The organism is Acidovorax sp. 93, assembly GCF_003633835.1.
Lineage (GTDB): Bacteria > Pseudomonadota > Gammaproteobacteria > Burkholderiales > Burkholderiaceae_C > Acidovorax > Acidovorax facilis.
This window is the reverse complement of the sequence record NZ_RBIT01000001.1, coordinates 2,237,129-2,262,333: the sequence shown is the minus strand read 5'-3', so window position 1 is coordinate 2,262,333 and position 25,205 is coordinate 2,237,129. Positions and strand designations below refer to the sequence as shown.

At 63.0% G+C, this 25,205-nt stretch carries 22 protein-coding genes; 10 read left to right on the top strand and 12 right to left on the bottom strand.

From position 1 onward, the window contains the following. The 3 genes from C8C93_RS10190 to C8C93_RS10180 all read right to left on the bottom strand — a co-directional run bounded on the left by C8C93_RS10190 (position 1) and on the right by C8C93_RS10180 (position 2,529). Positions 1-1,452 carry a TolC family protein gene (locus C8C93_RS10190; RefSeq protein WP_233559590.1) on the bottom strand — a complete coding sequence of 484 codons (1,452 nt, stop codon included), beginning with the start codon at positions 1,450-1,452 and terminating at the stop codon, positions 1-3. 14 nt (positions 1,453-1,466) lie between these two features. Beyond that, positions 1,467-1,883 carry a hypothetical protein gene (locus tag C8C93_RS10185; protein WP_121506805.1) on the bottom strand — a complete coding sequence of 139 codons (417 nt, stop codon included), beginning with the start codon at positions 1,881-1,883 and terminating at the stop codon, positions 1,467-1,469. Positions 1,884-2,046: 163 nt separating this feature from the next. After that, complete coding sequence (locus tag C8C93_RS10180; RefSeq protein ID WP_121506804.1) at positions 2,047-2,529, bottom strand: hypothetical protein; 483 nt, start codon at positions 2,527-2,529, stop codon at positions 2,047-2,049. Between the two features lie 198 nt (positions 2,530-2,727). On the opposite strand from C8C93_RS10180, the gene C8C93_RS10175 reads away from it, so the two are divergent. Beyond that, the gene (locus C8C93_RS10175) at positions 2,728-6,276 is read left to right on the top strand and encodes an EAL domain-containing protein (RefSeq protein ID WP_121506803.1); all 3,549 of its coding nucleotides are present in this window, start codon (positions 2,728-2,730) and stop codon (positions 6,274-6,276) included. A gap of 13 nt (positions 6,277-6,289) precedes the next feature. On the opposite strand, the gene C8C93_RS10170 is transcribed toward C8C93_RS10175, so the two are convergent. Further along, positions 6,290-6,949 (bottom strand): YitT family protein, encoded by a 660-nt coding sequence (locus C8C93_RS10170; protein ID WP_055402949.1) that lies wholly within the window; start codon positions 6,947-6,949, stop codon positions 6,290-6,292. A 322-nt stretch (positions 6,950-7,271) separates the two neighbouring features. On the opposite strand from C8C93_RS10170, the gene C8C93_RS10165 reads away from it, so the two are divergent. The 4 genes from C8C93_RS10165 to C8C93_RS10150 are packed head-to-tail and all read left to right on the top strand — an operon-like array spanning position 7,272 to position 12,004. Beyond that, positions 7,272-8,087, top strand: coding sequence for a DUF3348 family protein (locus tag C8C93_RS10165; RefSeq protein WP_121506802.1), 816 nt, complete (start codon positions 7,272-7,274; stop codon positions 8,085-8,087). Next, entirely contained in the window at positions 8,084-10,762 is a 2,679-nt protein-coding gene (locus tag C8C93_RS10160) for a DUF802 domain-containing protein (protein ID WP_121506801.1), read from the top strand. The genes C8C93_RS10165 and C8C93_RS10160 overlap by 4 nt, the downstream gene beginning before the upstream one ends. Next, positions 10,759-11,418, top strand: a complete 660-nt coding sequence (locus tag C8C93_RS10155; protein WP_055393450.1) for an OmpA family protein — start codon at positions 10,759-10,761, stop codon at positions 11,416-11,418. Before C8C93_RS10160 ends, C8C93_RS10155 begins: the two co-directional genes overlap by 4 nt. Next, a complete protein-coding gene (locus tag C8C93_RS10150) occupies positions 11,411-12,004 on the top strand; it encodes a DUF2894 domain-containing protein (RefSeq protein ID WP_121506800.1) in 594 nt (197 codons plus the stop codon). The genes C8C93_RS10155 and C8C93_RS10150 overlap by 8 nt, the downstream gene beginning before the upstream one ends. A gap of 11 nt (positions 12,005-12,015) precedes the next feature. Here the strand turns inward: C8C93_RS10150 and C8C93_RS25650 are convergent, their stop codons facing one another. After that, the gene (locus tag C8C93_RS25650) at positions 12,016-12,891 is read right to left on the bottom strand and encodes a DUF3703 domain-containing protein (protein WP_370108731.1); all 876 of its coding nucleotides are present in this window, start codon (positions 12,889-12,891) and stop codon (positions 12,016-12,018) included. A 3-nt stretch (positions 12,892-12,894) separates the two neighbouring features. Beyond that, entirely contained in the window at positions 12,895-13,542 is a 648-nt protein-coding gene (locus C8C93_RS10140; protein WP_121506799.1) for a cation transporter, read from the bottom strand. 71 nt (positions 13,543-13,613) lie between these two features. Between C8C93_RS10140 and C8C93_RS10135 the strand changes: the two genes are divergently transcribed. From C8C93_RS10135 to C8C93_RS10120, 4 genes are all read left to right on the top strand, one after another. Further along, complete coding sequence (locus C8C93_RS10135) at positions 13,614-14,075, top strand: Cd(II)/Pb(II)-responsive transcriptional regulator (RefSeq protein ID WP_121506798.1); 462 nt, start codon at positions 13,614-13,616, stop codon at positions 14,073-14,075. A gap of 196 nt (positions 14,076-14,271) precedes the next feature. Beyond that, complete coding sequence (locus C8C93_RS10130; protein WP_121506797.1) at positions 14,272-15,072, top strand: ABC transporter permease; 801 nt, start codon at positions 14,272-14,274, stop codon at positions 15,070-15,072. A 59-nt stretch (positions 15,073-15,131) separates the two neighbouring features. Continuing rightward, on the top strand, positions 15,132-16,169 hold the full coding sequence (locus tag C8C93_RS10125; protein ID WP_199727010.1) for an MlaD family protein: 1,038 nt from the start codon (positions 15,132-15,134) through the stop codon (positions 16,167-16,169). Between the two features lie 35 nt (positions 16,170-16,204). Next, positions 16,205-16,885, top strand: coding sequence for a hypothetical protein (locus C8C93_RS10120; RefSeq protein ID WP_121506796.1), 681 nt, complete (start codon positions 16,205-16,207; stop codon positions 16,883-16,885). A gap of 11 nt (positions 16,886-16,896) precedes the next feature. Here C8C93_RS10120 and C8C93_RS10115 read toward each other — a convergent pair whose 3' ends face one another. The 3 genes from C8C93_RS10115 to C8C93_RS10105 all read right to left on the bottom strand — a co-directional run bounded on the left by C8C93_RS10115 (position 16,897) and on the right by C8C93_RS10105 (position 18,120). After that, positions 16,897-17,274 carry a hypothetical protein gene (locus tag C8C93_RS10115; RefSeq protein WP_228894763.1) on the bottom strand — a complete coding sequence of 126 codons (378 nt, stop codon included), beginning with the start codon at positions 17,272-17,274 and terminating at the stop codon, positions 16,897-16,899. 126 nt (positions 17,275-17,400) lie between these two features. Then, on the bottom strand, positions 17,401-17,583 hold the full coding sequence (locus C8C93_RS10110) for a hypothetical protein (protein ID WP_055393434.1): 183 nt from the start codon (positions 17,581-17,583) through the stop codon (positions 17,401-17,403). Positions 17,584-17,793: 210 nt separating this feature from the next. Next, positions 17,794-18,120 (bottom strand): hypothetical protein, encoded by a 327-nt coding sequence (locus C8C93_RS10105; protein WP_121506795.1) that lies wholly within the window; start codon positions 18,118-18,120, stop codon positions 17,794-17,796. 406 nt (positions 18,121-18,526) lie between these two features. Between C8C93_RS10105 and C8C93_RS10100 the strand changes: the two genes are divergently transcribed. After that, positions 18,527-19,795, top strand: coding sequence for an integrase arm-type DNA-binding domain-containing protein (locus C8C93_RS10100; RefSeq protein ID WP_121508734.1), 1,269 nt, complete (start codon positions 18,527-18,529; stop codon positions 19,793-19,795). Between the two features lie 64 nt (positions 19,796-19,859). Here the strand turns inward: C8C93_RS10100 and C8C93_RS10095 are convergent, their stop codons facing one another. The 3 genes from C8C93_RS10095 to C8C93_RS24975 form a co-directional block, all read right to left on the bottom strand. Beyond that, positions 19,860-22,046: an SNF2-related protein gene (locus C8C93_RS10095; protein WP_121506794.1), complete on the bottom strand. Its 2,187-nt coding sequence runs from the start codon at positions 22,044-22,046 to the stop codon at positions 19,860-19,862. Next, positions 22,046-23,767, bottom strand: a complete 1,722-nt coding sequence (locus C8C93_RS10090; RefSeq protein ID WP_158603263.1) for a hypothetical protein — start codon at positions 23,765-23,767, stop codon at positions 22,046-22,048. The genes C8C93_RS10095 and C8C93_RS10090 overlap by 1 nt, the downstream gene beginning before the upstream one ends. 65 nt (positions 23,768-23,832) lie before the next feature. Continuing rightward, positions 23,833-24,840, bottom strand: a complete 1,008-nt coding sequence (locus C8C93_RS24975) for a hypothetical protein (RefSeq protein WP_147433754.1) — start codon at positions 24,838-24,840, stop codon at positions 23,833-23,835. Positions 24,841-25,205: the final 365 nt, after the last annotated feature.

The following is a 25,205-nucleotide window of genomic DNA, read 5'->3' as shown; positions in this document are numbered from 1 at the left end:
TCAGTGGACTTGTGGGGTGGTGGAGGCTGCGGCGCCGGATGCGAGGCCCTGCAGGGCGCCTGGCGATGTGCCAGTGAGTGCGAGCTGCAAATCGGTCTCGGCCAGCCAGAAGTCGCGCTGTGCTTCGATGGCGTTGGCCACGGCCTGGGTGCTGTTGCGCGCTTCGGTCAGCATGTCCCACACGCTGGCCAGCATGCCGTTGTAGCGCAGGGTGGTCTCGTCGCTGATGAGCTGGCGCAGGGGTACCACCTCAGCCTGCTGCTGGCGTGCCAGGTCGAGCGCGGTGCGGTAGGTGAGCCAGGCGGCGCGCACCTCGCTGCGGGCGCGCACGGCGGTGTCCTGCAGCTGGGCGGCACTTTGCTCTACCTCGGCTTGGGCGCGGGTACGGGCTGCGCCGCCCCAGTCGAACAGGGGCAGGGGCAGCTCGATCTCCCAGCCGCGTGTGGTGTCGCGGTGGCCACTTTCGCGCTCGGTGGCGGTGTTGCGGCTGTACGCCAGGCCGATGTCGCCAAACACCGCGCCCGCGCGGCTCCAGCCCTGCCGGGTGGCCTGGGTGTCGAGTTGGCGGCGGGCCGCCTGCACATCAAGCCGTTCGCGCAGGGCGGTGGCTTCGATGCCTTCCGCGGGCAAGGCGCTGGCGGGCAGGGGCGGCAGCTGGTTGGCCAGCTGGTAATGCGTCTGCAGCCCCCACACGCCCATGCGGCGGTTGAGCTGCTCGCGTTCGGTGGCTGCGGCAAGGCGGGCGCGGGCGCGCTGGCGGGTGGCCTCTTGCAGCACGGCCTGCTCGCGGGCCTGCTGCAGGCGGCTCCAGTTGCCCACCTGCACCATGCGGCGGGCCAGCTCGGCACCGGCCTCGGCCGCCTCGACCATGCGGTCGTGGGTGGCGGCTATTTGCTCCGCGGCCACGGCACGCAGCCAGGCGCGGCGGGTGTCGGCAGCAAGCGTCACCACGTCCTGCGCGGCTTGCAGCGTCGCGATCTGCAGGCGCTCGGCCTGGCGCGCGGTGCGCCAGGGCAGGGTGATGAGGTCAATCAGGCTGAAGGCCAGGGTGCGCTCGATTTCGCGCTCGTGGCTGTTGGTGAATCTCCCCAGTGCAAGGTGCGGGTTGGGCAGGGTAATGGCCTGCACGCGCTCAGCGTCGGCCACGCCCAGTGCGGCCAGGCGGGCTTGCAGGCCGGGGTTGTGGAGCAGGGCAATGCGCACGGCAGCGTCTTGTGTCAAGGGCTGTGCCAGCCAGCCTTCGACGGATTTTGCTGCAGAGGCGCGGGCGGCAGGGTCTGCTGCAGGCAGGCTCGCTTGCACGCCCCCGGTGCGGCCCGCAGCGAGAGTGGCGACGTCACCGCGCAGGCCATCGGGCGAGACACTGGCGCAACCGGCCAGTACGGCTACAGCGGCCAGCAGGCAAAGGCGCGGAGACAGGCGTGGGGAAAGGTGTGGAGAAATGTGCGGCATTTGGGCGGGGAGGTTCATGGCTTGCCTCCCGGTGCGTGGTGGCGTTGGTGCATCGGCGTGGGTGAAGCGGACTGGCCGTTGCTGCTGCTGCTGCTGCTGCTGCTGCTGCCGTGGTGCCCGTGGTGATGACGGTGGGGGCTTTTTTGCTCTTCGACGGTGGACGGGGGTGTGGCGGGTTGGGCGCTCTGCCGAGCCTCCCAGGCGACGATGTCGGCATGCCCCCTGGGAAAGGCAGCCACCGCCTCGTGCGCCTCGCGCCATGACCGGGGCGATGGGGTCGCACCGGGCAATGGGGGTTGTGGGACGAGGGCGGGGTGGGCCAGTGGAGCCGTCGAGGCCGCAACATGGGCAGCGTCGGCAGCCGGTGCCAGAGGATGGCTGGGGGTGGGAGCAAGGCCCTGGGCCAGCGAAAGCAGCGGTGCCAGCAGCACAAGGCAGACGGTTCGCGGGGGTGATGAAGAGGGATACGGAAATGAAGCAGGCGCGCGCATGGCGATCTCCAGACAACGGACGAAAAAGGTGTTGCGCTACCGCCCGGGCCACCCTGTTTCAGGGGTGCTCAGGCTGGGGCAGACGCACTTCGGGCGTTGGAGATCAGGCGATGGGTGGTTTGATGGTCAGTGCGGGAGGCGCACTGTCAAACCGTGCAGACGCCGTGGGCAGCGCGGTGCCCAGGCGGCGGAGAGTGCAGGACGCTGCCGGGGCGGCGTCGAGCATTGCCGAATGGCAGATTTCGCAGGCGGAACATGCGGCAGAGTGGTGATCGTGTGCAGCACACCCCACCAGTTCACCATCACACGCGGATGCCGCAGCAGCATGCACGGCATGGTCATCGTGATGGGCGATGGTGTGACTGCCTTCCTGCATTTCTGCAGCCATGGCCTGTGCGGCTTGGTCAGTCGTGTGCTCTTGTGAGGTAGTGTATGCCGCTTCGGCTGCCACCAGGTGGCTGTGCTCCTGCGCATGCGGCGCGCTAGCAGGAAGCAGGGGCGGCAAGACCCCGGCGGCCATGGCGGTGCCGGTAAGTCCCCGCAGGACCAGCACCACCATCAACACGAAATAGAGGCCGCGACGCATGTCCCAATGATACGGCGGCACGCCTCAAGGTTCCCAAAAGGTTACATCTCCGGCACCCGGCCCTTGGGGCGGCCACCAGGCACTGCGGGCAAATGGGGGTGCAGATGTAGGGCGGTTCGGCTTACGATGTAACAATGCGTTCGGTGCATCTCCTGGCCCTGCGGTGCCTGGAATGACTGTGCAAGACGAAAGGTCGGTATGCCTTCCTGGCTGGTGGGAACCTGGAGTACGTTGTCTGCGCGAATCCGCTGGCTGGTTCTGGTGGCGACCCTGCCCGCCGTGCTGCTGGCGGTTTACCAGGCACGGTCGCACCGCATGGACGCCATTGCCGCCGCAGAGAACCAGGCTTTGGGCACGCTGCGGGCCGTGGCAGCCAGCCAGCAGCGCCTGATTCAGAACACCCGCGATTTTCTGCAGAAGCTTGCTGCCATGCCCTCGGTGCACCGGCCGGCGGAACCCGAGTGCGGAAGGTACCTGGCCGAGGTGCTGTCGCTCAACGCCACTTACGTCAACATTGGTGTGCCACAGGCTAGTGGCGATCTGCTGTGCAATGCCCGCCCGTTGAAGGCGCCCGTGAACGTGGCGAACCGGCCCTATTTCCAGCACGCCATCACCACCCGGGAGTTCTCGGTGGGGGCTTTTCAGATCGACCGGGCTGCCCAGGTGGCGAGCGTCAATTTTGCGGTGCCTGTAGTCCCGCCGGGCAGCCAGGAGGTGGTGGGCGCTGCAGTGGCCGTGGTGTCGCTGGAATGGTGGAGCCTGCGGCTTGCCGACCTGGGCTTGCCACCCGGGGCTGTGGCGCGTGTGACCGACGCCGATGGGCGCGTGGTGGCGCGTTTTCCGCCCGATGGGGCCGAACTCGGAACCCAGTTGGCCGATGCAGATTTCAGCGCGGCGCTGCAGCGCTCTGCCGAAGGGGTGCTTCAGCGCAGCAATGCGGCCGGATCACACCAGTTGATGGTGTTTCAGCCGCTCATAGAGTCGGGTGGAAAAACGGTTGCCACCATGAGTCTGGCTGTGCCACTGGACCAGCTCTACGCCACTGCCAACCGCAACATGTGGACCGAGGTGGCCTTCTTGCTGGCTGGCCTTGCGCTGTCTTTTCTGCTGGCCCAGCAGGGCGTGCGGCGGGGCGTGATGAAACCATTGCGGCGCCTGTTGGACGCCACCGACGAACTGGCCCAGGGCCGTTATGCCCCCCAACCCCTCGCCACCGGCCTGGCAGAGTTGACCGAGTTGGGTCAGCGTTTTGACCGCATGGCGCTTACGCGCCAGAGCGCCGAGGCCCAGTTGCGCCAGAGTGAGGAAAACCTGTCCATCACGCTGCATTCCATTGGTGATGGGGTGGTGGCCACGGATGCGCAGGGCCATATCACACGCATGAATGCAGTGGCCGAACGCCTGACAGGCTGGCCGTTGCCCGAGGCACTGGGCAAGCCGCTGACGGACGTGTTTCGCATCGTCAATGCCAGCACGCGGGAGCCGGTGGTCGATCCGGTGCGGATGGTGGTGGCCAAGGGCGAGGTGGTGGGGCTGAGCAACCACACGACCTTGCTCGCGCGGGACGGTGCCGAATATCAGATTGCGGACAGCGCGGCGCCCATTCGCAATGCGCAGGGGCAGATTGTCGGTGTCGTGCTGGTGTTCAGCGACGTGACCGAGGCCTACCGCGTGCGCAAGCAACTGGAAGACAACGAAGCGCGCTTTCGCACCCTGACCATCTTGTCGTCTGACTGGTACTGGGAGCAGGATGCCCAGTTCCGCCTGACCCATGTGGACGGAAGCGACAAAGACCGTCTGCTGCAGGAGGCGGCTGCGTACATGGGCAAGACGCGCTGGGAGTTGGCAGGCCCTGGGGTGAGCGAAGCCCGCTGGCAGGAGCACCGCGAGCTGCTGGAACGCCATCAGGAGTTCCGCGATTTCGAGTTCCAGCGCAAAGACCGTTCGGGCCAGTTGCACTGGCTTTCGGTGAGCGGCACACCCATTTTTGACGTGAACGGCACATTTTGCGGTTACCGGGGCGTGGGCAAGGACATCACGGCGCGCAAGCGCGATGAAAACGAGCTGCGCATTGCGGCCATCGCGTTTGAGTCGCAGGAGGGCATGATCGTCACCGACCGAGAGACCGTCATCCTGCGCACGAACAGGGCCTTCACCAAAATTACGGGCTACAGCGCGGAAGATGCGGTGGGCAAGCGTTCCAGCCTTCTCGCGTCGGGCCACCATGACAAGGCCTTTTTCGACGCCATGTGGGGCAGCCTCTCGGACACCGGTGAATGGAAAGGCGAAATCTGGAACCGCTGCAAAAGCGGGGCGGTCAACCTCCACTTCATGGGCATCACCGCCGTCACGGATGATGGGGGCGAAGTCACCCACTATGTCGGCACGCTCAGCGACATCACCCAGCGTGCCCAGGCCGCGCGCGAGATCGAGCATCTGGCCTTTTATGACCCGCTGACACACCTGCCCAATCGCCGCCTCATGCTGGACCGTCTGCAGCAGGCGTTTGCCACCAGCGCGCGCACCGGCCTGCATGGGGCGGTGTTGTGCCTCGATCTGGACCACTTCAAGACCCTGAACGACACACTGGGCCATGACATGGGCGATGTCTTGCTGCAGCAGGTTGCGCAGCGTCTGGCGGGATGTGTGCGCGAAGGCGACACCGTGGCCCGCCTGGGCGGCGATGAGTTTCTGGTGCTGCTGGAAGACTTAGATGCGCTTGCCACCGACGCGGCTGAGCAGGCACAGAATGTGTCCGAGAAAATACTTGCCGCCCTGAACCAGCCTTACCAGCTTGCCTTGCACCATGTGCACAGCACGACCAGTGTGGGAACCGTGCTGTTCAGCGGCCAAAGCCAAACGGTGGAAGACGTCGTCAAACACGCCGACCTGGCCATGTACGCCGCAAAAACAGCGGGGCGCAACGCGATCCGGTTCTTTGATCCGATGATGCAGGCGGCGGTCTCTGCCCGTGCTGCACTGGAAAACGACCTGCGCACTGCGTTGGCTGCCGGGCAGTTTTTGCTGCACTACCAGATCCAGGTGGGCTGTGGTGTACGCCCTGTCGGGGCCGAGGCGCTGATCCGCTGGCAACACCCGGAGCGCGGCATGGTCCCCCCTTATGAGTTCATCCCTTTGGCCGAAGAAACGGGGCTCATACTGCCCATAGGCCTGTGGGTGTTGCAGACCGCGTGTGCTCAGTTGCGCCGCTGGCAGGGCAACCCCGCCACGGAACAGCTGCAGTTGTCCGTGAACGTGAGCGCGCGGCAGTTCCGACAGCCCGATTTCATGGAGCAGATTCGCACCGTGTTGCTGCAAACCGGTGCGCGGCCCGACCGTTTGAAGCTGGAACTGACGGAAAGCCTGGCGCTGGACAACGTGGACGACACCATCGCGAAGATGAACGCATTGCGCGCCCTGGGTCTGCGGTTTTCTCTGGACGACTTTGGCACGGGGCAGTCATCGCTGTCCTACCTCACGCGTCTGCCGCTGGACCAGCTCAAGATCGACCAGAGCTTTGTGCGCAACATCGGCATTCAGCACACCGATGCGCTGATCGTGCAGACCATCATCGGCATGGCGCAGAGCCTGGGAATCGACGTGATCGCCGAAGGCGTGGAGACGGACGCGCAGCGGGCGTTTCTGGAAAAGCACGGCTGCACGCTCTTTCAGGGTTACCTGTTCAGCCGCCCGGTGCCTATCGGGGTGCTGGAGCAGTACCTGCAGGCACGTGCAGCCTCTGTTTGAGTTCTGGCCCGGCTTACACCGCCATGTAACGCCCGGGCCGATGGTTCATCGCCAGGACCAGGTTGAGCGCCACGGCCCCGGCAATGGACCAGGCAACGCGCAGGGGCTCCACCGTCCACAGCGCCAGCAGCACGATGCAGCAGTCCACCGCCATCTGGACCTTGCCGGCGCGCCATCCGTACCGGTCCTGCAGGTACAGCGCGGCAATGCCCACGCCCCCCAGGCTGCAACGGTGCCGAAACAGCACCAGAAACCCCGTGCCCGTGATCAACCCACCTGCCACGGCCGCATACAGCGGCTGCAACTGCGCAAACTCCAGAAATTGAGTCTGCAATTCGGTCAGCAGCGACAACAGCAGCACGGCAATAAACGTCTTGACCGTGAATGCGCGCCCCAGCTTGCGCAGGGCGAGCCAGTAAAAGGGCAGGTTCAGCACAAAGAAGATCTTGCCAAAGCCGATACCCGTGGCGTAGTGCAACAGGAACGCAAGGCCTGCGGTTCCCCCGGTCAGCAGGCCTGCGCTGGTGAAAAAAGCAACCCCTACGGAAATGAGCAGCACGCCAGTGAAGATGGCCACAGCATCTTCCGTGAGCGTATGTGGCACCACCACAGGAGCGACCACTTGCGCAGGGTTTGGCAGGGAAGGGGCGTGGGGTGCAGGCGGGTTGGACATGGTGAGCGCAGGCGGGCAGGGCGGCGGGTGCCGGTCAGGGGAAAGAGTCGCAGATTGAAGCATGCAAGCCCTGTGCCGGACTTGTCCGCCGTCAAGAAGCGGCGTGTCTGTGGGGGCTTCGGTCCTGGAAAACTGGTCGCTCCTTGGCTGTTTTTTGGCCGATTCTTGCAATCTGCTTTAGATGTAACACCTGCAACGCACAGCGATGTGGGGCTGGGGCGGCAGCGTTCCTGCGAAAATAGCGGGCTTTGCCCATTGCGGGGACCTACTCCCTGACGCCCGCCACCCTTCGGGGGGCCGGTGCCATGGACGCCTCAGATTGATGTACCAGCCCCACCGACTCAACAACTCCAGACTTGTGCTTTTGCTCCAGCAATGGACGCAGCCACAAGGTGGATCGGCGCGCCAGGATGTGGCGGAGCAACTCAGCCAGTGGCTCAGTACCGTGGATGCGGTCAAGCTCAGCCGGGCGCTGCATGCTCTGGAGTCCAGCCAAACCCCGGCTGTCACTACGCTGGGGCGGGGGACGGTGGATGTGCGCGCATTGCAGGCCAGCCTTCAGTCCACCCGGGCCGAGTTGACGGACTTGGTCACGGCCAAGGCCGCGCCCGCCAAGCCCGTGCGCGAGCGTGCCGACAACACCCCTGTCGACGGCCCGGACCCCGAGGCCGGGGCAGATTTTGCAGTCCACGCGGCGCGTTATCTGGCGCTACAAAAGCAGATGGACGCCAGACTGGCTGCCTTGCGCGCGTTGATTCGGCAGAGCTTGTCGATGGGCCCCGAGGGCCTGCGTCGGCTGGCCCTGCTGGATGCGGTGATGGACCAGATGCTGGGTGCGCGTGAGCAAAGGCTGTGGGCGTCGCTACCCGGCCATCTGGAGCGGCGGATGGCGCATTTGCGCGCAGCCCACCAGCAGCAGCTGGAGGCTGCAGGGCGAGACGATGAGCCGCAGCGCTGGGCGCTGCCGGGCGGCTGGCTGTTTGCCTTTGAGCAGGACTTGCGGGCGCTGCTGCTGGCCGAGCTGCAGGTGCGGCTGGAGCCCCTTGCTGGTTTGCTGGAAGCGGCGCAGAGCCATGACTCCCACCGTCCCCCCACAACCACGAAGACCTCGGAACCGGTAACAGGAATGATCGAATGAACAAGAGTGTGATGGCCGCCATCTTTGCGGTGGGCCTGGCGATGGTGGGCTGGGTGGGATGGGGTTTTGTCGGGTCTAGCCCCCTGGCGCTGGCCATGACGGTGGTGATTGCTGCCGTCTACGTGCTGGGAGCCTATGAGCTGATGCAGTTCCGGGCCGCGACTTCGTCGCTGTCCATTGCGCTGGCCGGGCTGGGGCAGCAGCCCCTGGTGGACCTGGGTGGCTGGCTGGAGCGCATGCATTCGTCCTTGCGCAACCCGGTTCGCCAGCGGATCGACGGGGAGCGTGTGCCCCTGCCGGGGCCTGCGCTGGCGCCGTACCTAGTGGGGCTCCTGGTCATGCTGGGCATGCTGGGCACCTTTCTGGGCATGGTGGTCACCTTCAATGGCGCGGTTTTCGCACTGGAGGCCTCGTCCAGCCTGGAGTCGATCCGGGCGGCGCTGGCCGCGCCCATCAAGGGGCTGGGCCTGTCGTTTGGTACCTCGGTGGCCGGGGTCGCAGCGTCGGCCATGCTGGGGCTGATGTCCGCCCTGTGCCGCCGCGAACGGCTGGCAGCGTTGCGCATGCTGGATGCCCGCATCGCTAGTGATCTGCGCCCCTTCTCGGCGGCCCACCGGCGCCAGGAAATGTTCGAGGCCCTGCAGGCCCAGGCGCAGGCCATGCCGCTGATTGCAGAGCGCCTGCAAGGCCTGATGGAAGGGCTGGAGCGCCGCCACGAGCAGTTGAACGGCCAATTGCAAGACCAACAGCAGGTGTTTCACCGCGAGGCGGCTGCGGCCTACACCCAGCTGGCCACCACCGTGGGGGCATCCCTGCACGACAGCCTGGGTGCCAGCGCCCGCATGGCGGGTGAGACGATCCGCCCGGTGGTGGAGCAGGCCATGGCAACGCTGGCGCAAGAGGCTGAGCGCTCGCACCAGCGGCTGCGCGAGGCCACTGGCGTGCAGATGCACGCCCTCACGGCCCAATGGGAGAGCACGGCCCGCCAGGTGGCGGACACCTGGACGGAGGCCTTGGACCGCCACACGCAGACGCAGGAGCAGCAGGCGGTGCAGTTGGGCAGCGCGCTGCAGTCCATCACGCAGACGCTAGAGCAGCGCACCACAGCGCTGCTAGCCACGTTGCAAGAGACGGTGGCCCAATCACAGGCGGCCCAACTGGCGGCCGACCAGCAGCGCCTTGCTGGCTGGAGTCAGTCCATGGAGGGCATGGCCGACCGACTGGCGGAGCAATGGCAGCTTGCGGGTGAACAAACGGCGCAGCAGCAGCGCGGCGTCTGCCAGGCGCTCGAAGGCGCTGCCACCCAGCTCGACCAGTCACTGCAGACGGCATCGCAGGCCTTTGAGCAGCGCACCACGGCGCTGCTGGCCTCATTGCAAGAGACTGTGGCCCAATCACAGGCGGCCCAGTTGGCGGCCGACCAGCAGCGCCTTGCAGGCTGGAGCCGGTCCATGGAGGGCATGGCCAGCACACTGGCGGAGCAATGGCAACAGGTGGGCGAGCAAACCGCACAGCACCAGCAGGGCGTGTGCCTGGCGCTGGAAGGCGCTGCCACCCAGCTCGACCAGTCGCTGCAGACGGCATCGCAGGCCTTCGAGCAGCGCACCACGGCGCTGCTGGCCTCGCTGGAACAGACGGTGGAGAAAACGCAGGCCGACCAGGCAGTGGCGGATCAGCAGCGCCTTGCGGGCTGGAGCCAGTCCATGGAGGGCATGGCCAGCCGACTGGCGGAGCAATGGCAGCAGGTGGGCGAACAAACGGCGCAGCAGCAGCGCGGCGTGTGCCAGGCGCTGGAGGGCGCTGCGGCGCAGCTCACCGAACGCATGACCGAGCAGGTCCACCAGGCCCTGGGCGGTGCCGCCCGATTGATGGACCAGTCGGACGCACTGTTGCACACCCGCATCGAGGCCGAAGCCCAATGGGCCGAAACCCAGGCCCAGCGCATGGATGCGCTGGCGGGCGTGTGGCGCACGGAATTGGTGGCGCTGCGGAATGCCGAGGCGGCACGCGGCCAGGCCGCAGTGGAGCGGCTCGATGCGCTGCAGGCCGCTGTGGCCGGGCACCTGGCCACCCTGGGTTCTGCGCTGGAAGCCCCGCTCACGCGATTGCTGCAGACGGCGTCGGATGTACCGCAGGCCGCGGCTGAGGTGATCACCCAGTTGCGCCAAGAGATGACCCACCTGAGCGAACGCGACAACGCGGCCCTGGCAGAGCGCACGGCCATGATGGAGCAACTGGGTGTGTTGCTCCAATCGGTGAACGAAGCCGCCGGGCAGCAGCGTGCGGCCATTGAATCGCTGGTGGGGTCTGCGGCCTCGGTGCTGGAGCAGGCGGGGCAGGAGTTTTCCCAGGCGCTCGGCGCGCAGGCGGGCAAGGTCGATGAAGTGTCGGCACACGTGGCCGCCAGCGCGGTGGAGCTGTCGAGCCTGGGTGAGTCCTTTGGCCATGGCGTGGAGCTGTTCACGGCCAGTAACGAAAAGCTGATGGACAGCCTGCAGCGCATCGAAGGCGCTATTGGCCAGTCCATGAGCCGCAGCGATGAGCAGCTTGCCTACTACGTGGCACAGGCCCGCGAGGTGATCGACCTGAGCATTTCTTCGCAGCAGGGCATCGTGGAAGACCTGCGCCGCCTCAACGGGCAGATGGCCGCAGCGGTGCAGGGAGTCGCCGCGTGACCGGCCTGGACGACACGCTGGACGATGCCACCGAACAGACGGCCCCGGTGTGGGCCGTGTTTGGCGACCTCATGGCGGGCTTGCTGGGTGCGTTTGTGCTGATTCTGGTGGGCGTGCTGGTGGTGCAGATCGACCTGGTGGCCAGCCTCAAGCAGGAAGTGGAAAAGCGGCAGATGGAAGAAAAGCGCCGCATGGCGCTGGAAAAAGCACTGGCGATTCCGCTGGCCAGCGGCCGCGTCACGGTCAATGAAGGCCGTATCGGCATCAGCGGCAGCGTGCTGTTTGCGGCGGGCTCTGCCGAGTTGCGCCCTGAAGGCCGGCAACTGCTCCAGAGCCTGGTGCAGCCGCTGCAGGTGTACCTGCGCGAACGTGACGAGATGCTGATGGTGAGTGGCTTTACCGACAACACCACGCTGCTGCAAGGGCGCCACCAGCGTTTTGCCGACAACCTGGAGCTGTCGGCCCAGCGCGCGTTGACCGTGACCCGCGCCCTGATCGAAGAGGACATGCCCTCGTCCCAGGTGTTTGCTGCGGCCTTTGGCGCCGAGCAGCCGGTGGCAGACAACGCCGACGAAAAGGGGCGGGCACAGAACCGCCGCGTGGAGATGGCCCCCGTACCCCGCGCTGCCCAGGCCAAGCCCGCCCGCAATGAGTGAGCCCACCCTGGAGTCCCTGCGGGCCGAAGGCGCGCAGCACCACGACCCGGTGCGCTTTCGGTACCTGGAGGTGCTGACCGCGCGCCTGCCTGCGCAGCCCCCCGCCGTACAGCAGGTGCTGGCCCGCAGGCTGCAGGCCGCCTTGGTGGACTACGCCAGGCGCACCCGGACACCTCCCCGCCAGCCACTGGCCGCCACAGCGCCAGCCGGTGCACCATCTGCACTGGCGCAACTGAACCGCGATCTCAGTACCCGCGCCCAGGCCGACGCAGACAGCGTGCTGGTGGGCGGTGGCGCCAGTGTGTCGGACATGAAGAGCGTGCGCCGCTTCAGCGAAGTCTGGTCCAAGATTGCTGCGGAACAGCAGGTGGCCCAGGCCTTCACGCGTGGGCCGGAAAACGCCGGACCCTTGAATGCACACCGCCTCATGCTGCGCTCCCTGGCCTTGATGCGGTCGCTGTCGCCGGACTACCTGCGGCATTTTTTATCGCAGATGGACAGCCTGCTGTGGCTGGAGCAGGCCGCTGCAAAGCCAGCCAGGGCTCCCCTCAAGCCTGCTCGCGTGGCTCGCTCCTCCAAGCACTGAGTGCGCAGTTTTCAGACGCCGTGGTCGTCGGGCTGCACGGGGCGGATCGCCGTTTCTTCCAGCGCCTGGTCCATCAGCACAGTGACTTCTGCCGCTGGCACCATGGGCCGGAAAGCACTCACGTGCGAGCGCCCGATGTTGCCCAGCGGCAGCCGTGCTAGCAGGTGCCCCAGGGGCACCAGGGCCAGCCGCAGCAGCTGGCCGGTGGCCTCGCGCGCATCTCCCAGTGCGAGGGCGTAGCGCAGCATGGCGGTGTGTGACCGCCAGTGCAGGGGCAATGAGGTCTGTCCCAGCGCGTGGGCGGCCTCCAGCCAACGCCAGCGCTGGGCGGGGGGAGCGTCAGGCTGGCGGGCAAAGCTGGCCAGCAGGTGGTTGAACGCGGCGCGCCTGTGTAGCGCGGTGGGGGCGGCGCCCCCGGCGGCATGCTGCGCGGCCAGTTGGCGCCAGCGCCTTTGGCGGTGCCGGTAGAACACCTGGGCAAACAGGGCGCTCAGCGGTGTCATCAGCCAGGGCAGGTGGCGCGCAATCACCTCGATGTCATCGGTGTACAGCGTGCGGCCATCGGGCAGGGGCTGCAGGGTGATGCGGTGGTCCCAGCGGCGCATGAGCACGCCTTCTCCGTTGTCGCGCAGCGTGGGCCAGCCGCCCCTTTGTGCAGCCGGCTCGATGGAGATGCGCACGGTTTGCGGGCCCATGGGCAAAACGCCCAGCAACCGCATGTGCAGCGCCAGCTCGCCGGGAGCCCAGTGCGTGGGCCATTCCGTGCCCCGTGCGGGGTGAAACTGGATGAGCGGCGCGGTGATGTGGCGGAACACAGCGGTGCTTTGCAGCTGCGCAGCCACCCATTCAGGCGGGGCGCTCAACGGAGTCGATAGGTGCACGCGCATGGATCAGTGCCCTTGCGGTTGTGGCTGTGCGGTGGTGCTGACCAGCTCTTGCCGCGCGTGGCGTATCACGCTCCAGCCGCCGCTGATGGCCAGGCCTGCCATGATGGCCGCCACCGCCAGATCGGGCCAGGCGGTGCCGGTGCCCAACACGCCCAGGGCAGCGCCCATCACCGCCAGGTTGCCCAGCGCATCGTTGCGGGTGCACAGCCACACGCCGCGCATGTTGGCGTCGCCCTCCCGGTAGGCATAGAGCAGGGCGGCCACGCCCAGGTTGGCCGCCAGCGCCAGCAGGCCCACGCTGCCCATGGTGAAGGGCTCGGGCGGTGTGCCTTGCCACGCACCCCAGGCCACGCGCCCAATCACGAACACGCCAAACGCCAGCATGCTGGCCCCCTTGACCAGGGCGGCGCGCGCGCGCCAAGTGAGGGCCATGGCCAGCACCCACAGCGACAGGCCGTAGTTGGCGGCATCCCCCAGAAAATCGATGGCATCGGCCAGCAGCGATGCCGAGCCCGAGCGGGTACCCGCCCCCAGCTCCACCACAAACATGGCAGCGTTGACGACAAGTGCTATCCACAAGATGCGGCGGTAGCGCGGGTCGGCGGCGGCAGGGCCAGTGGCGCAATGGTCGTCGTGGCAGTGGGCAGACATGGGGGGTTCTCCGTGCAGTTTTGAAAGCGATGGCATGATTGGAAACCTTGAAGTCACTTGAAGGTCAAGCCATGGATCAGAACGCTGTGCAGTTTCGCATTGGTGAGGCCGCCCTGCAGTCCGGGGTGTCTGCCGCCAACATCCGCTACTACGAGAAGGAGGGGCTGTTGCCCCATGGCGTGCGGGGCGACAACAGCTACCGCCTGTACAGCGGCGCGGACGTGCACCAGCTGCGCTTCATCCGCCTTTGCCGGGCCATGGACATGTCTCTGCATGAAGTGCGCACCCTGTTGGCACTGGACTGGAGCCGCAAAGAAGACTGCGACGCCGCACGCGACACGCTGGATGACCATCTGCAGCATGTGCGTGCCCGTCTGGCAGAGCTGCAGACCCTGGAGGCCGACCTGCTCGCGCTGCGCAACCGCTGCGATGGGACGGATGCCCACTGTCACATCATCGAAGCCCTGCACGCGCGTGCGGATGCGCAGCCCGCTGTGCCGTTCGCCACCGCTGCGGCAAAGCGGCATGTGTAGCCCGGTCTGCCGTGGGCGCTTGCAAGCACCAGCTTTCGCAAGGATGTGAGTAGCTGTTTCTTCTGCGTTTGAAAATGCTATAAAAATAATAGCTGTTTGCGATTGTCTATCAAGCGCTAGATGCCAAAAACATCGAAAAATTTCTATGGCAGTCCACCGTCAACGCTCTCTGTGAGTGCCCCGCTATGATCCGACCATGATTTCGCGCTTGCCCGGCCTCTCCCTGCCCGAACGTGTGTGGAACACCGCGCGGCGCTGGGCGGTCGCCTGGTGGCGCATCTTGTATCTGGGGGCGGTGGTGCTGGTGCTGGTGTTGTCGCCGTCCAGCTATGGCAAGGGCACGCGCAAGGCGCTGGCGCGCCACCTGTATCTCGACACCGCCCCGGTGCTGCTCGGCTTTACGGTGCTGGCTGCCCTGATCAGCCTGGTGCTCACGCGCATCGTGGTGGTCACGGCGCTCAGCTATGGCCTGTCGCGCTATGCGCTGGAGATGGTGATCCGCGTGCTGGTGCTGGAGCTGATCCCGCTCACGGCGGCGCTGTTCGTCGCCATGCGCTGCACCATCCCCAATGGCTCGCAGATCACGCGGCTGCGGCAAACCGGACGGTTCGACGCGCTGCGCGCCCACGGCTCGGACCCGGTGCGCATCGAGCTTCTGCCGCGCGTGATCGCTGGAGTGTTCGCCTGCATCACGCTCGCCGCGCTCAGCTGTGTGGTGGCCCTGGTGCTGGCGTACCTGGGGGTGTATGGTTTCAACTTGGCGGGGTTGCCCAGCTACACCCGCATGTTTGGCCAGGTGTTCACGCCCAGCGTGACGATGGTGTTCGCGCTCAAGACCGTGTTCTTCAGCCTGGCCGTAGCGCTGATCCCCATGGCGGCAGGCCTGTACGACACGGGCGATCGCACCCAGCCCGATTCAGAGCTGGGCGGCCTGGCCCGCATGTTTGCCGTGCTGCTGATGATCGAGGTGGCCTCGCTCATGGGCAACTACTACTGACCGATGTCTGCTGACACCCGACTACACCATCCCTTTACGGCGACCCACCTTCCGGCACCATGAACGACGAGAACCACAACGCCCGCCAAACGCCGCCCCCGGGGCCAGCCCCGGCTTCTCCCGCCACCGGCGTGCCGCCCGTGGAAACCCTGCGCCCGGTGGCCTACCTGGAGATCAAGGCGGCGGCGTTGCTGCTGTTCACGGTGGCCCTCATCGTCGGGTCGGGCCTGTACCTGATGTATGCGCGTGGTGCGTTCGAGCCCACGCAGACCCTGGTGTTGACGGCCGACGACTCTGAAGGCGTGGTGGTGGGCATGGACATGACGTTCTCGGGTTTCCCCATTGGCCGCGTGCGCCGCATCGAACTGGCCGAAACCGGCAACGCCCGCATCATCGTGGACGTGCCCCGCAAGGACGCGCACTGGCTGCGTGAATCCAGCGTGTTCACACTGGTGCGGGGCATTGTGGGTGGCACCAACATCCGCGCCTACACCGGCATGCTGAACGACAAGCTCCTGCCCGATGGTGCCGTGCGCCCCGTGCTTCGTGGCGACGCCACCGCCGAAATCCCGCAGCTCATGGCCTCGGCCCGCGAGTTGCTCGCCAACCTCAACGCACTCACCGCTGAGGATGCCGCCCTGGGCGGCAGCCTGGCCAATGTGCGGGCGCTCACCGAACGCCTCAACGGCCCCGGCGGCATGCTGGGAGTGCTGATGGGCAATGAGGCCGATGGGAAGAAAATTGTTGCCACGCTCGACCGCACCAATGCCCTGCTGGCGCGCCTGGATGGCATGGCGGCGCGGGCTGACAAACAGGTATTTGGCGCCGAAGGCAGCAAGGAAGCGCTGGTACCTGAGGTGCGCGCCACCGTGGCCCAGCTCAATGGCTTGTTGGCCGACACCCGCACCAGCCTGAAAAAGGTGGATGCGGTGCTGGTGGAAGCCCAGGCCATTGGCGCCAATGCCCGCGAAGCCACCACCGACCTGGGGGCCTTGCGCGCCGAGGTGGAAAGCAATCTGGGCAAGGTAGAAAGCCTGGTCAACGAAATCAACCGCAAATGGCCTTTTGCGCGGGATACGGAACTCAAGCTGCCATGAAGCCCTTTTCAGTTTCTGCATTCCCTTCGAAGCCCATGCACCTGGCCAGGCCACTGCGGGTGTCATTGCTGGGAGCTGTGGTCGTTGCGGCGGCGTTGTTGTCAGCATGCTCCAGCAAACCTCCCGTGCCCGACTGGCAGATGAACGCTCAAGGCTCAGCCCAGAAGGCCCTCGAAGCCTATCTGTCGGGCAACCCCCGCGTCGAGCAGCTCGAATGGGACCGCGCCCGGGCTGAAGTGGCCCGCACGGGGCGCCCAGACTTGCTGGCCCGTCTGGAACTGATGCGCTGCGCTGCGCAGGTCGCCAGCTTGGTACCTGGCCCCTGCGAGCGCTTTGACCCGCTGCGCGCCGACGCCGCCGCGCCCGAGCGCGCTTATGCCGACTATCTGGGGGGGCGAGTACAGCCCCAGGACGTGGGCTTGCTGCCCGAAGCGCAGCGCAAGGTAGCTGCATCGGGCGATGCATCTGCATTGCCCGCTTTGGAAGACCCGCTGTCGCGCCTCGTGGCGGCTGGGGTGCTGTTTCAGTCGGGGCGTGCCAGCCCGGCGGTGATCGCTATCGCTGCTGACACAGCCTCTGCCCAGGGCTGGCGCAGACCGTTGATGGCCTGGCTCAGTGTGCAGGTGCAACGCACTGAAGCTGCGGGCGACCAGCAAGCCACTGCAGCGCTGCGTCGGCGCATTGCCATCGTGGAGCAGGGTGCGCCGCAGCGCTGAGGCGCGAACGGCTAGCGCAGGCGTGCCTGCAATTGCGTTTCGATGTGTTCCCGCTCCAGCGCAAACTGCTGGGCGGTGATCTCATTGGCTTCGTATTTGCGGGCGGTGGATAACAGCAGCACTGTGTTTTCCAGGCGCGTGTCTTGTTGCAACGAGGGCGGCAGGGCGGTCAGTCGGTCAAAACTCTGCTTGTAGAGTTCGCTCCAGCTCAGCGCCCCGGCCTGGGCCTGGGCGCGCGCACCGTCATGCCAGCGCGCGAATTCTTCAAGGGAGCCATCCCTCGGGCTGGTGCATCCCCCCATCGCCACCAGCAGCGCTGTCGCCGCCACAGGCCGCGCGAAGAAGCGAGCAGAAAAAAGACTTGCAGAGATTCGAAAACGTGTGGTCACGATCGTCCTCCATTCTGGATTGCCACCGAAAATCCCGGTGCGCAGCGCCAGATGGTACTCCGATGCTATGCTTTTTGCTACCCATGGCGAGTAGGCGTGCTAAACCACTCCACCTCATGCACAAGTTCACTCAAACAGACTGGAGGGAAAGATCTGGTCCAGCCCACTGGGCAAAAGCGGCATCGAATCCACCGACTGCACAGTCACATCGGGCATCAACAACGATGCCGCCGCCAGTACCGCAAGCACAACCGTGCCGGCAAACGCAGCGAGGGCGCGGGTTCCGGGTGTCAAGGGGTGGCGCTTCATGGCGGATCCTTTGTCAAAAAGGTGGGAGTCCCAATGAGCTCCCGGGTCAGCCTCAATGGCTGGTGAGAAGAATTTCAGCAAAACGCGCGGTCAGCGTCTGTCAGACAAGTGCGATATCCGCAGATGACCCCGGTTTGTTGCCTTTGGTTGCAAGTCATTCAGAAGCTTGGTTGTGCTCAGATGTTCCGTAGAGCGAGCATGCACATGACACTAGGAGTCCAGCGTGGTCCTTGTCCCACCGCGCTGCACCTGGCAGGAGTCCAAAGACGGAAGCCAATCGGCCGAAGCCGGCGCTGGCGCAGAGCGCATGGGCGCGAACTTGAATGGGTGACGGGGGTAGGTTGTTGCCAGCGCTGCCCGCCCCTGCGGCGAAATGGCAAGAACCTCTGCTTTTTGCTCCTTGGCACGCACATCGGGAAGCTGCACCTCTACGAGCTGAGCCGCCGCCAGCACCCGAAGCTTGTCAACGTCGCAGGGCTCCTCGATCATCATGGGCAGCTTGCTCTGTGCAAGAACGAACAGTAGCTCCATGGGCATGAGCGCACTCCTTTGGAGGTGGAGTCATTTATTGTGAATAGTGCGCCGCGGCGTGACAACCAATCACACGTTTTGCAACAAATCGGCGGGCTTGGCCCCACCGCTCCCGACATTTCGCGAGGCAGGAAGGAGGCGCTGAAAGCGCTCCGTGTCACTTGAGAGGCCGAAACGAAAAAAGCGCCCCGAAGGACGCTTTTTTGATTTTTGGCGGAGAGGGCGTCTACCTCCGCCATATCCAAGGGCGTCCAGTAGTGATCGGTGGGATGCTGTAAGTCATTGAAATGTATGGATTTGTTCTGCATTGATTGTCCATTGGCGTCCAATAAAACCTTGCTCTATCCAAACTAAAAAGGCATACAAAAAGGTATACTAAAAATCATCGAAATTGGTATACAGAGGGCTCATTGTGGGATCGCACACGCCCGGCAAACTGCCGGCAATTGTTCTAAACAAACTGAAGGATGGTTGGCACGGAGACGGCGGGGGGCTGTACTTGTTTGTCCGAGGTACTTCCCGATCCTGGGTTTTTCGGTACACGGGCGCTGATGGCAAGCGTCGAAACATGGGACTGGGTAGTCTTGCCGCAGTCGGGCTTTCGGAAGCCAGGAAGTTGGCGCTTCAGGCTAGGCAGCAGGTTCATCATCCAACAGAGACGGTGGATCCTGTTTCCGTACGGCGTGCCCAAGTGAACGAGCGCCGCCTGGTAAAGGCCCGTGAAATGACGTTCGAGGAATGCGCGACGGCCTGCATTGAGGCCAAGCGCCATGAATGGAAGAATCCCAAGCACATTGCGCAGTGGATGAGCACACTGGAAACCTATGCCTACCCATTGATGGGCAAGCTACCGGTGAACTCGATTGATACCGATCTGGTGGTGAAGTGCCTGCAACCCATTTGGACCACCAAGACAGAGACGGCAGCCCGCTTGCGAGGTCGTATTGAAACGGTTCTGGCTTGGGCCACCACCAGTAAGTACCGGCAGGGTGACAACCCAGCACGCTGGCGGGGGCACTTAGACACTCTTCTTGCAAAGCCATCGAAGATTGCCAAGGTAGAGCACTTTAGCGCCCTGGCATATCAGTTATTGCCAACCTTCATGGTGGAACTCCGCGCGAAAGAGGGTCTGGGGGTCAAAGCCCTGGAATTTGCGATTCTGACCGCCGCTCGCTCTGGTGAGGTTCGGATGGCAACCTGGTCCGAAATCGATATTGACCGCAAAGAGTGGGTCATACCAGCGGGGCGAATGAAAGCGGGCAAGGAGCACACGGTCCCACTTTCCAAGTCTGCACAAGATCTGCTTTGCAACCTTCCAAAACTGGAAGGTTGCGAACTAATATTTCCAAGCGCCACAAAGGAAAACAAACCGTTGTCCGATATGACGCTCACCTCGATTCTCCGAAGGATGGGTCAAAAAGACATCACGGTGCACGGCTTTCGCTCCAGTTTTCGCGACTGGGCTGGTGATACGACACACTTTCCTAAAGAGGTAATCGAAAACGCACTTGCTCATCAACTTAAAGATAAGGCGGAGGCCGCATATGCGCGCAGCACGCAGTTGGCGAAACGGCGTGAGTTGATGGATGCCTGGGCGGTTTATTGCTCGACAGCTCCAGTTAGTGCTGAATTGAAAAATTCGAAGTACGCTGGGATAGCTGATTTAATCAAGAAGAATTGAGTGTGAATGTGGCGTGGAGGTATCACAAAAATTGGATTGCTTCGCCACTATTGACGAACGTTTTTCAGCTGACAACAAGCCTCCTGTTGAGCTCTTTGAGCTTCCTTCCAGCATGCCGTAGCACAGCGTTCGCGAAGCTCGGATCACCAACATCTTCATCAGCATCCAGGGAGGGTACGCCGCCGAGCAGCATCCCGAAGGCATCGATTCGCTGCCTCATGATGGCAACAGCCTTCTCGTCGCGTGTGCCACCAAAAGTTGGGTATGCGTATTTGAGTGGCTGCTTTGAGATGGCCGCCCATGACCCAACTCTTCGAACCCGGCCATTGCGCTGCAGGGTGCGTACAGGACTGGGATCGAGTTCGTAGTGGATGAGATGTCGGCACCAACGGTGCAAATCAACGCCCTCGCTGAGTCGGTCAGTTGCGACGAGAACATCTGGCCCGAACGGACTATTGAAGAGAGCGATAACTACATCAGGCGTTCTTGTGTAGAGAGTTGCGGGTGCATCACTATGTCCGTCATGGCTCCACGACCCCATCACACGAAAACCTTCATCAAGCCTTCCCGGAAGGTGAGATGCCGTACCGGCGAAAGTCCGTGCTCCCGAGCTGATGTTCGTCAGCAGCTTGCGCGTCGATGTAGATTGCTCGTCGAGCAGTACCTTCACCAAGCTCGTCGCTGACTGAAGTATCGACGGAGTGCCCTCCTTTGCGTTGCGCGGGCGAATGTCTGAGAGCTGTTTTGCGAGAGCTTCGGCGGAGGACGCCGGATCATCAATCCAGCTACTGATCTGGGCCCGCAGACCCGGAGTACAAAACCAGTCAAGAATTGGACGAATGAGGTTTTTGTTTCTCTCGCGTTTCTTTATGAGGTCGGTATCGTCATGTCTCAATCCAAGCTGCTTCCATTTTTCATCCTCGGACAATTGCTTCCAAGCAGCTCGCCATACGAACTCGGGCGGACCACCTTGGACAACATCCTTGGCCTTTGAGGATCGCTCCAGCGCTGCAAGAAGCTCGGCCGCCGTAGCGCGGTGGTGACAAAACACCAGCACTTTTTCACCCGCGTCGAGTACCGGTCGAATTGCGTCGCTTACCGCTGCGACCTTTGGATGTGCTGTGGTGCGTCGCGCAGTAAGCGCTCTCTGAGCCTCTTCGATATGGCGAAGCGCGATCTGGTTGCCTCGATCGGTGCATCGCTCTGCCACTCGTTTGACCTCGGTTTCAACATGCTGCCAGCCAATGTGGAAGCGGGGATCGTTGCGCCGCGCCCCTCTCCGCGCAGGTGCGATTTGAAGTAGGCGGTCCATTCGCAACAACAATTGGATGTCTTCTGACGACGCTGGTGGTGTGGCGATATCCCAGGGCGTGGCCGCGACGTCACCGAAGTGCTTTCGTTCAGCTTCTGAGAGATCGTCGATCCCGTGGCGTATCAGGGATAGCTGTAGCTGGTCGATCGCGGCTTTCGCAGCGTCGACGAGACGCTTGGATTCGGCTGCGACGTCGTGTCCATTGCCAAGTGTGTAGAGGCGTTTCAGATCGGCGGCATAGTGTGTGACCGCTTTGAATTCCGTTGCGCCCACGAACTGGAGGAGCTGTTCCAACTCGGCAAGTCGAATGCTGAAGGGCGTTGCAGTGAGGATCAGCTTCCGTTTTGCGCGGGAACCAAGTTTATGAAGAGCTTCGTTGAACGCGCTGCCCTCACCTTTGGCACGGTGAGCTTCGTCAATAATCATCAGGTCGCAATCAGGGGCTCCGCTTGGTGCTTTTGAGCCGTTGTCCGGCTTGGCATGTCGCTTCGATTCCTTGTCTTCTTTAAGCTTAATCAAGGTGTGATGGGTGGCGACCTGGATCTGACCAGCATCTAGCCGGGCTACGATTCCTTGCTTGATTCTTTTCGTATGGACATCCTTGTAATCTCCACCGCGCTTTTGCAGCATAGGTACATGACGCTCTAGCTCCTCAGCCCAGCGCCGGCGCAAGATATCGTTCGGCGCGTAGATACGAACCCGCTTGCCCTGACAAGCAAGGACCCATGCAACGAGTGCACCGACAGTGGTCTTGCCGAGTCCGACATCATCGGCGAGGATCACTCCACGGCCGTCAGCGAGGCGCGCGAGAATCTCACTGGCAGTGTTGAACTGCCGTCTCAGCGGCTCGACTTGCAGGTCACCAGATCCCTGCTCGATATAGCGATCCGGGTTCCCGAGGAAGCGCCACCGGCGAGCGTCGATCTGGAAATCATTCATCAGGCTTCCTCCTCAATTCGCCAGCCGAGCTCCTCAACCACAAGGCCAGCAGCTGGGCCCTCGCGCCGTGCGTATAGTCTGCAGAGTTCCTGACCATCCCAACGGACGCGATCAAGCAAAGTCAGCTCAGCCTTCGCCTCATCTAGCGCATGGCACCATCGATCAATGACACGAAATGCGGCCCGCGCGTCCACCCATTCCTGCACTGAGTAGTCTGCAGAGGGTGCTGCTACAACGGGTCTAGACGCACTGTTGAGACCGGGGATGGAATCAACATCCACGACTGGCCCTCCATAACGCTGAAGTAGGAACGCCTCGCGCAATGCGGTCGCAAGGTCTGGATCGATTTCTGGCAGCGACGTTTTAGAGAACTCGGACGGTACCCGAAGGTCTATGACATCAGCTTCTAGGGCGTCATACGCCTGAGTGAACCGGACCACAATAGGCGTACGCTGGGCATCATTCCAGGGGCAAATGGCAAATCTGCCTATGACCGAGATTTGCTTCTGAGTGCCGTCTGAGAACCTGATAGTGGCATCGATCAACGTAGTGTCGTCGGCGCTGCGTGCATGCAGCTCAATGTGTTTTCCGTCCCACGTCGCCTCAACCCATTGAAGTTGAGGATCATCAGAAGTTCTTGGTTCTGTGCAACTGCAATAGGGGACGGAGCTTGCCACAAACTTTTGGCCGACATCTTCCAAGCCTCTCCAGTTCGTCTCGAACACAACGCCCAGCTCAAAATTTCTCGGCGGCAATTTTCCAGCGCCCCAGGCGGAGGCACTCCAGTTCGCCGACGTCACGAGCAGATAGCGCCTCCTTCGGCTGACAATCAGGTACAACTTGGCATGGCTCCAGCGGTTATCACCATCTTGATGCTCCGCGATAAAACGTGGCTTTGGCTGCAAACAATCAAGTCTGACGCTCCGGTTGGCTAACACCTTTAGTGCAGACTTGGAAAGCGACCACCAGTTGGGGTTCGCCCAAGAGTGTCCTTCGGGAATCCACTTGAGACGCAACTTGCTGGGATCGACTCCCACGTCTTTAGACCAATTCATCAATGTCCCATCATTCCACTCGCCGATGGTTGGCGCCAACATGTGCATCTGTGACGGTTCGAACTGCTTGAGTTGGCGGGCTGCACTCGTGGTGCCGGGGATGCTAGCGATAAACGTAGTCTCCGCAGGACATTGGACGCAGCCCAGAAGTCTGACGAGACGTTGGACGCGATCAGATGCGACTGTGCCAGCAGAAACACCCAGCGCATCAAGAAATGGCACGAGATTGCCCCACGTTCTTCTGCGTCCCTCTGAGGGAGGGTGACACAGATCCAATATCGCTCTCCAGCCTGCCTGGACCTGCCCCTTGAACGCTGATGCCGTGAGGTTCGTCGACGACACGTGAAGCTCCAGCACTTCGGCTCCGTCAACTTGCCAATGGAATGCCCAAAGCTTCGCATGCTGCACAGCACGCGAGTTCGCACCAACTGTGAAGTGGCTCACATATCGCCAAAGCCAGGGGTACTGACACACATCTCGTTCTTCTCGTGCTGGGGAAGAAATGACGTTCAGGCGTCCATGAAGGGCTTCTAACTCCGTGCTGAGCTCCCCGAAGAACAAAGTCCGCTCTTGCATTTCCTGCGAGAACAAGCGATTGAGACCAAGCAGAGAGGGAAGCAGGTGCTCAACTAGGAGCCCTGCGTCTGGCGGCTCGAAACTGGTCATCCACGCCTCCTTCAGACGGCCTCTGAGCGGCGGACGAGGAAGGACTTCTCTCCAATCTGGCGCACTCACGCCAAATCTCCCTTGGTATTTTCTTCGAACGCTTGCCGCGCGGCTATCAATGCACGATCCATGTTTCCAACGCCACATTGAGCGGCCAATAAGCAGATAGAGCGCAGTCTGAAACGGTAGTCACTCGCAGCAACACCCGTGGCTGGGACTAGAGGTTCAACCTTTCCAGCCTTTTCGTGAAACCATAGGCGTCCACCGCCATGTTCATGATGATGTTTCGTCAACGCTTTTATCTGATCGGTCAGCGAACCTGCATTCAGCTGGGCCTGCGCAAGCTGCGTAGCAACTCGTTCATGAGGGAAGGCTTTTCGATCGGCGACTGCTAGCCACACCCGACTCGCGTCGTTGAGTAGCTTGAACTTTTTTGGAAGTGCATCTAAGCGAGTGAGCTTTTCGAAAGTCGGGGCTTGATCTTCGGTGTCCTGATTGATCTCATTCCAGAGCGTACGCATAACATCCATTGCAGCGTCAGCAAGGCGAGTGAAAGCGGGTAGCGGAGCGAGCGAAGCAGGCGCGATCTTTGCAGCAAGCCTGCTTGAGCTCGCCAAAATGTCGCAAAGTTCGGCATGCGATTTCACGTCTTTGGCCCCAGCCAACACCTCTGCGGTGACCCGCCGCGTGGAATCTGCGCTGAACAACACAAGTTCAAGCAAGCTGCGCTCTTCCTCAGGCAGCACCTCATCAATTGCGTCATCGGGGGTGGGCAGCATGTGGTAATTGTTCTTCCGGTCAGCCCTCTCTACCGCAGACGACCACCCATGTTCCACCCAAAATCGCGCCTCCATATCGGCCCAGTGACCCCATTTGGTACCGTTTTCAAAGCTCTCTTGCTTGAGACGTACCTCGCGTGGCAGACTCTTATTTACAAGGTCAGCAAGTTGATGCCCGGTCTGAGTGAGTGTCCATCCATCGCCTGTTGTCAATCCTGAAATAGAACGGAAGATCACTCGGTAGGCGCCGTAGGTACCCACCTGCCTGTAGCGGCGAAACTGGTCATCACTCATATCGAAGTTCACAGACTTCCGCCCTGACTTGCGCCAGCGCTCAACGCTTCTTCGTCCCCGGAGCTGCCCCGTCGTTTGTCCGGATGCCAACGTCCGGTCCACCCAAAGAAGCTCTAGAGGTCGAAGCCACGCGTATCTAGTACGCTGTGCGTCCCGCCCAGAAAGGTCACCGCCACCCGATTGGTGCCATGCAATGTGTGACCACTTGAGGCACCACGAGAGCAGTGTTATCCACCGACCATCGGAAGTCCCATTACTTATCCCTGGAGCGATGAGATCGGCGAAATAATCCGACCCCGCACGAAAGCCGAGCGCGTCGCCGCGTCGTTCAGGTATCGGATTCCAAGGGGCAGTAAAGTACCAGC

Bases quoted from the DNA above. Each gene is read 5' to 3' on its own strand.
- C8C93_RS10095 (WP_121506794.1), bottom strand. From the start codon at position 22,046: ATGAATGATTTCCAGATCGACGCTCGCCGGTGGCGCTTCCTCGGGAAC.
- C8C93_RS24975 (WP_147433754.1), bottom strand. From the start codon at position 24,840: ATGAGTGATGACCAGTTTCGCCGCTACAGGCAGGTGGGTACCTACGGC.
- C8C93_RS10165 (WP_121506802.1), top strand. From the start codon at position 7,272: ATGTACCAGCCCCACCGACTCAACAACTCCAGACTTGTGCTTTTGCTC.
- C8C93_RS10090 (WP_158603263.1), bottom strand. From the start codon at position 23,767: ATGACCAGTTTCGAGCCGCCAGACGCAGGGCTCCTAGTTGAGCACCTG.
- C8C93_RS10110 (WP_055393434.1), bottom strand. From the start codon at position 17,583: ATGAAGCGCCACCCCTTGACACCCGGAACCCGCGCCCTCGCTGCGTTT.
- C8C93_RS10150 (WP_121506800.1), top strand. From the start codon at position 11,411: ATGAGTGAGCCCACCCTGGAGTCCCTGCGGGCCGAAGGCGCGCAGCAC.
- C8C93_RS10125 (WP_199727010.1), top strand. From the start codon at position 15,132: ATGAACGACGAGAACCACAACGCCCGCCAAACGCCGCCCCCGGGGCCA.
- C8C93_RS10175 (WP_121506803.1), top strand. From the start codon at position 2,728: ATGCCTTCCTGGCTGGTGGGAACCTGGAGTACGTTGTCTGCGCGAATC.
- C8C93_RS10135 (WP_121506798.1), top strand. From the start codon at position 13,614: ATGGATCAGAACGCTGTGCAGTTTCGCATTGGTGAGGCCGCCCTGCAG.
- C8C93_RS10140 (WP_121506799.1), bottom strand. From the start codon at position 13,542: ATGTCTGCCCACTGCCACGACGACCATTGCGCCACTGGCCCTGCCGCC.
- C8C93_RS10160 (WP_121506801.1), top strand. From the start codon at position 8,084: ATGAACAAGAGTGTGATGGCCGCCATCTTTGCGGTGGGCCTGGCGATG.
- C8C93_RS10190 (WP_233559590.1), bottom strand. From the start codon at position 1,452: ATGCCGCACATTTCTCCACACCTTTCCCCACGCCTGTCTCCGCGCCTT.
- C8C93_RS10180 (WP_121506804.1), bottom strand. From the start codon at position 2,529: ATGCGTCGCGGCCTCTATTTCGTGTTGATGGTGGTGCTGGTCCTGCGG.
- C8C93_RS10130 (WP_121506797.1), top strand. From the start codon at position 14,272: ATGATTTCGCGCTTGCCCGGCCTCTCCCTGCCCGAACGTGTGTGGAAC.
- C8C93_RS10120 (WP_121506796.1), top strand. From the start codon at position 16,205: ATGCACCTGGCCAGGCCACTGCGGGTGTCATTGCTGGGAGCTGTGGTC.
- C8C93_RS25650 (WP_370108731.1), bottom strand. From the start codon at position 12,891: ATGCGCGTGCACCTATCGACTCCGTTGAGCGCCCCGCCTGAATGGGTG.
- C8C93_RS10105 (WP_121506795.1), bottom strand. From the start codon at position 18,120: ATGCCCATGGAGCTACTGTTCGTTCTTGCACAGAGCAAGCTGCCCATG.
- C8C93_RS10170 (WP_055402949.1), bottom strand. From the start codon at position 6,949: ATGTCCAACCCGCCTGCACCCCACGCCCCTTCCCTGCCAAACCCTGCG.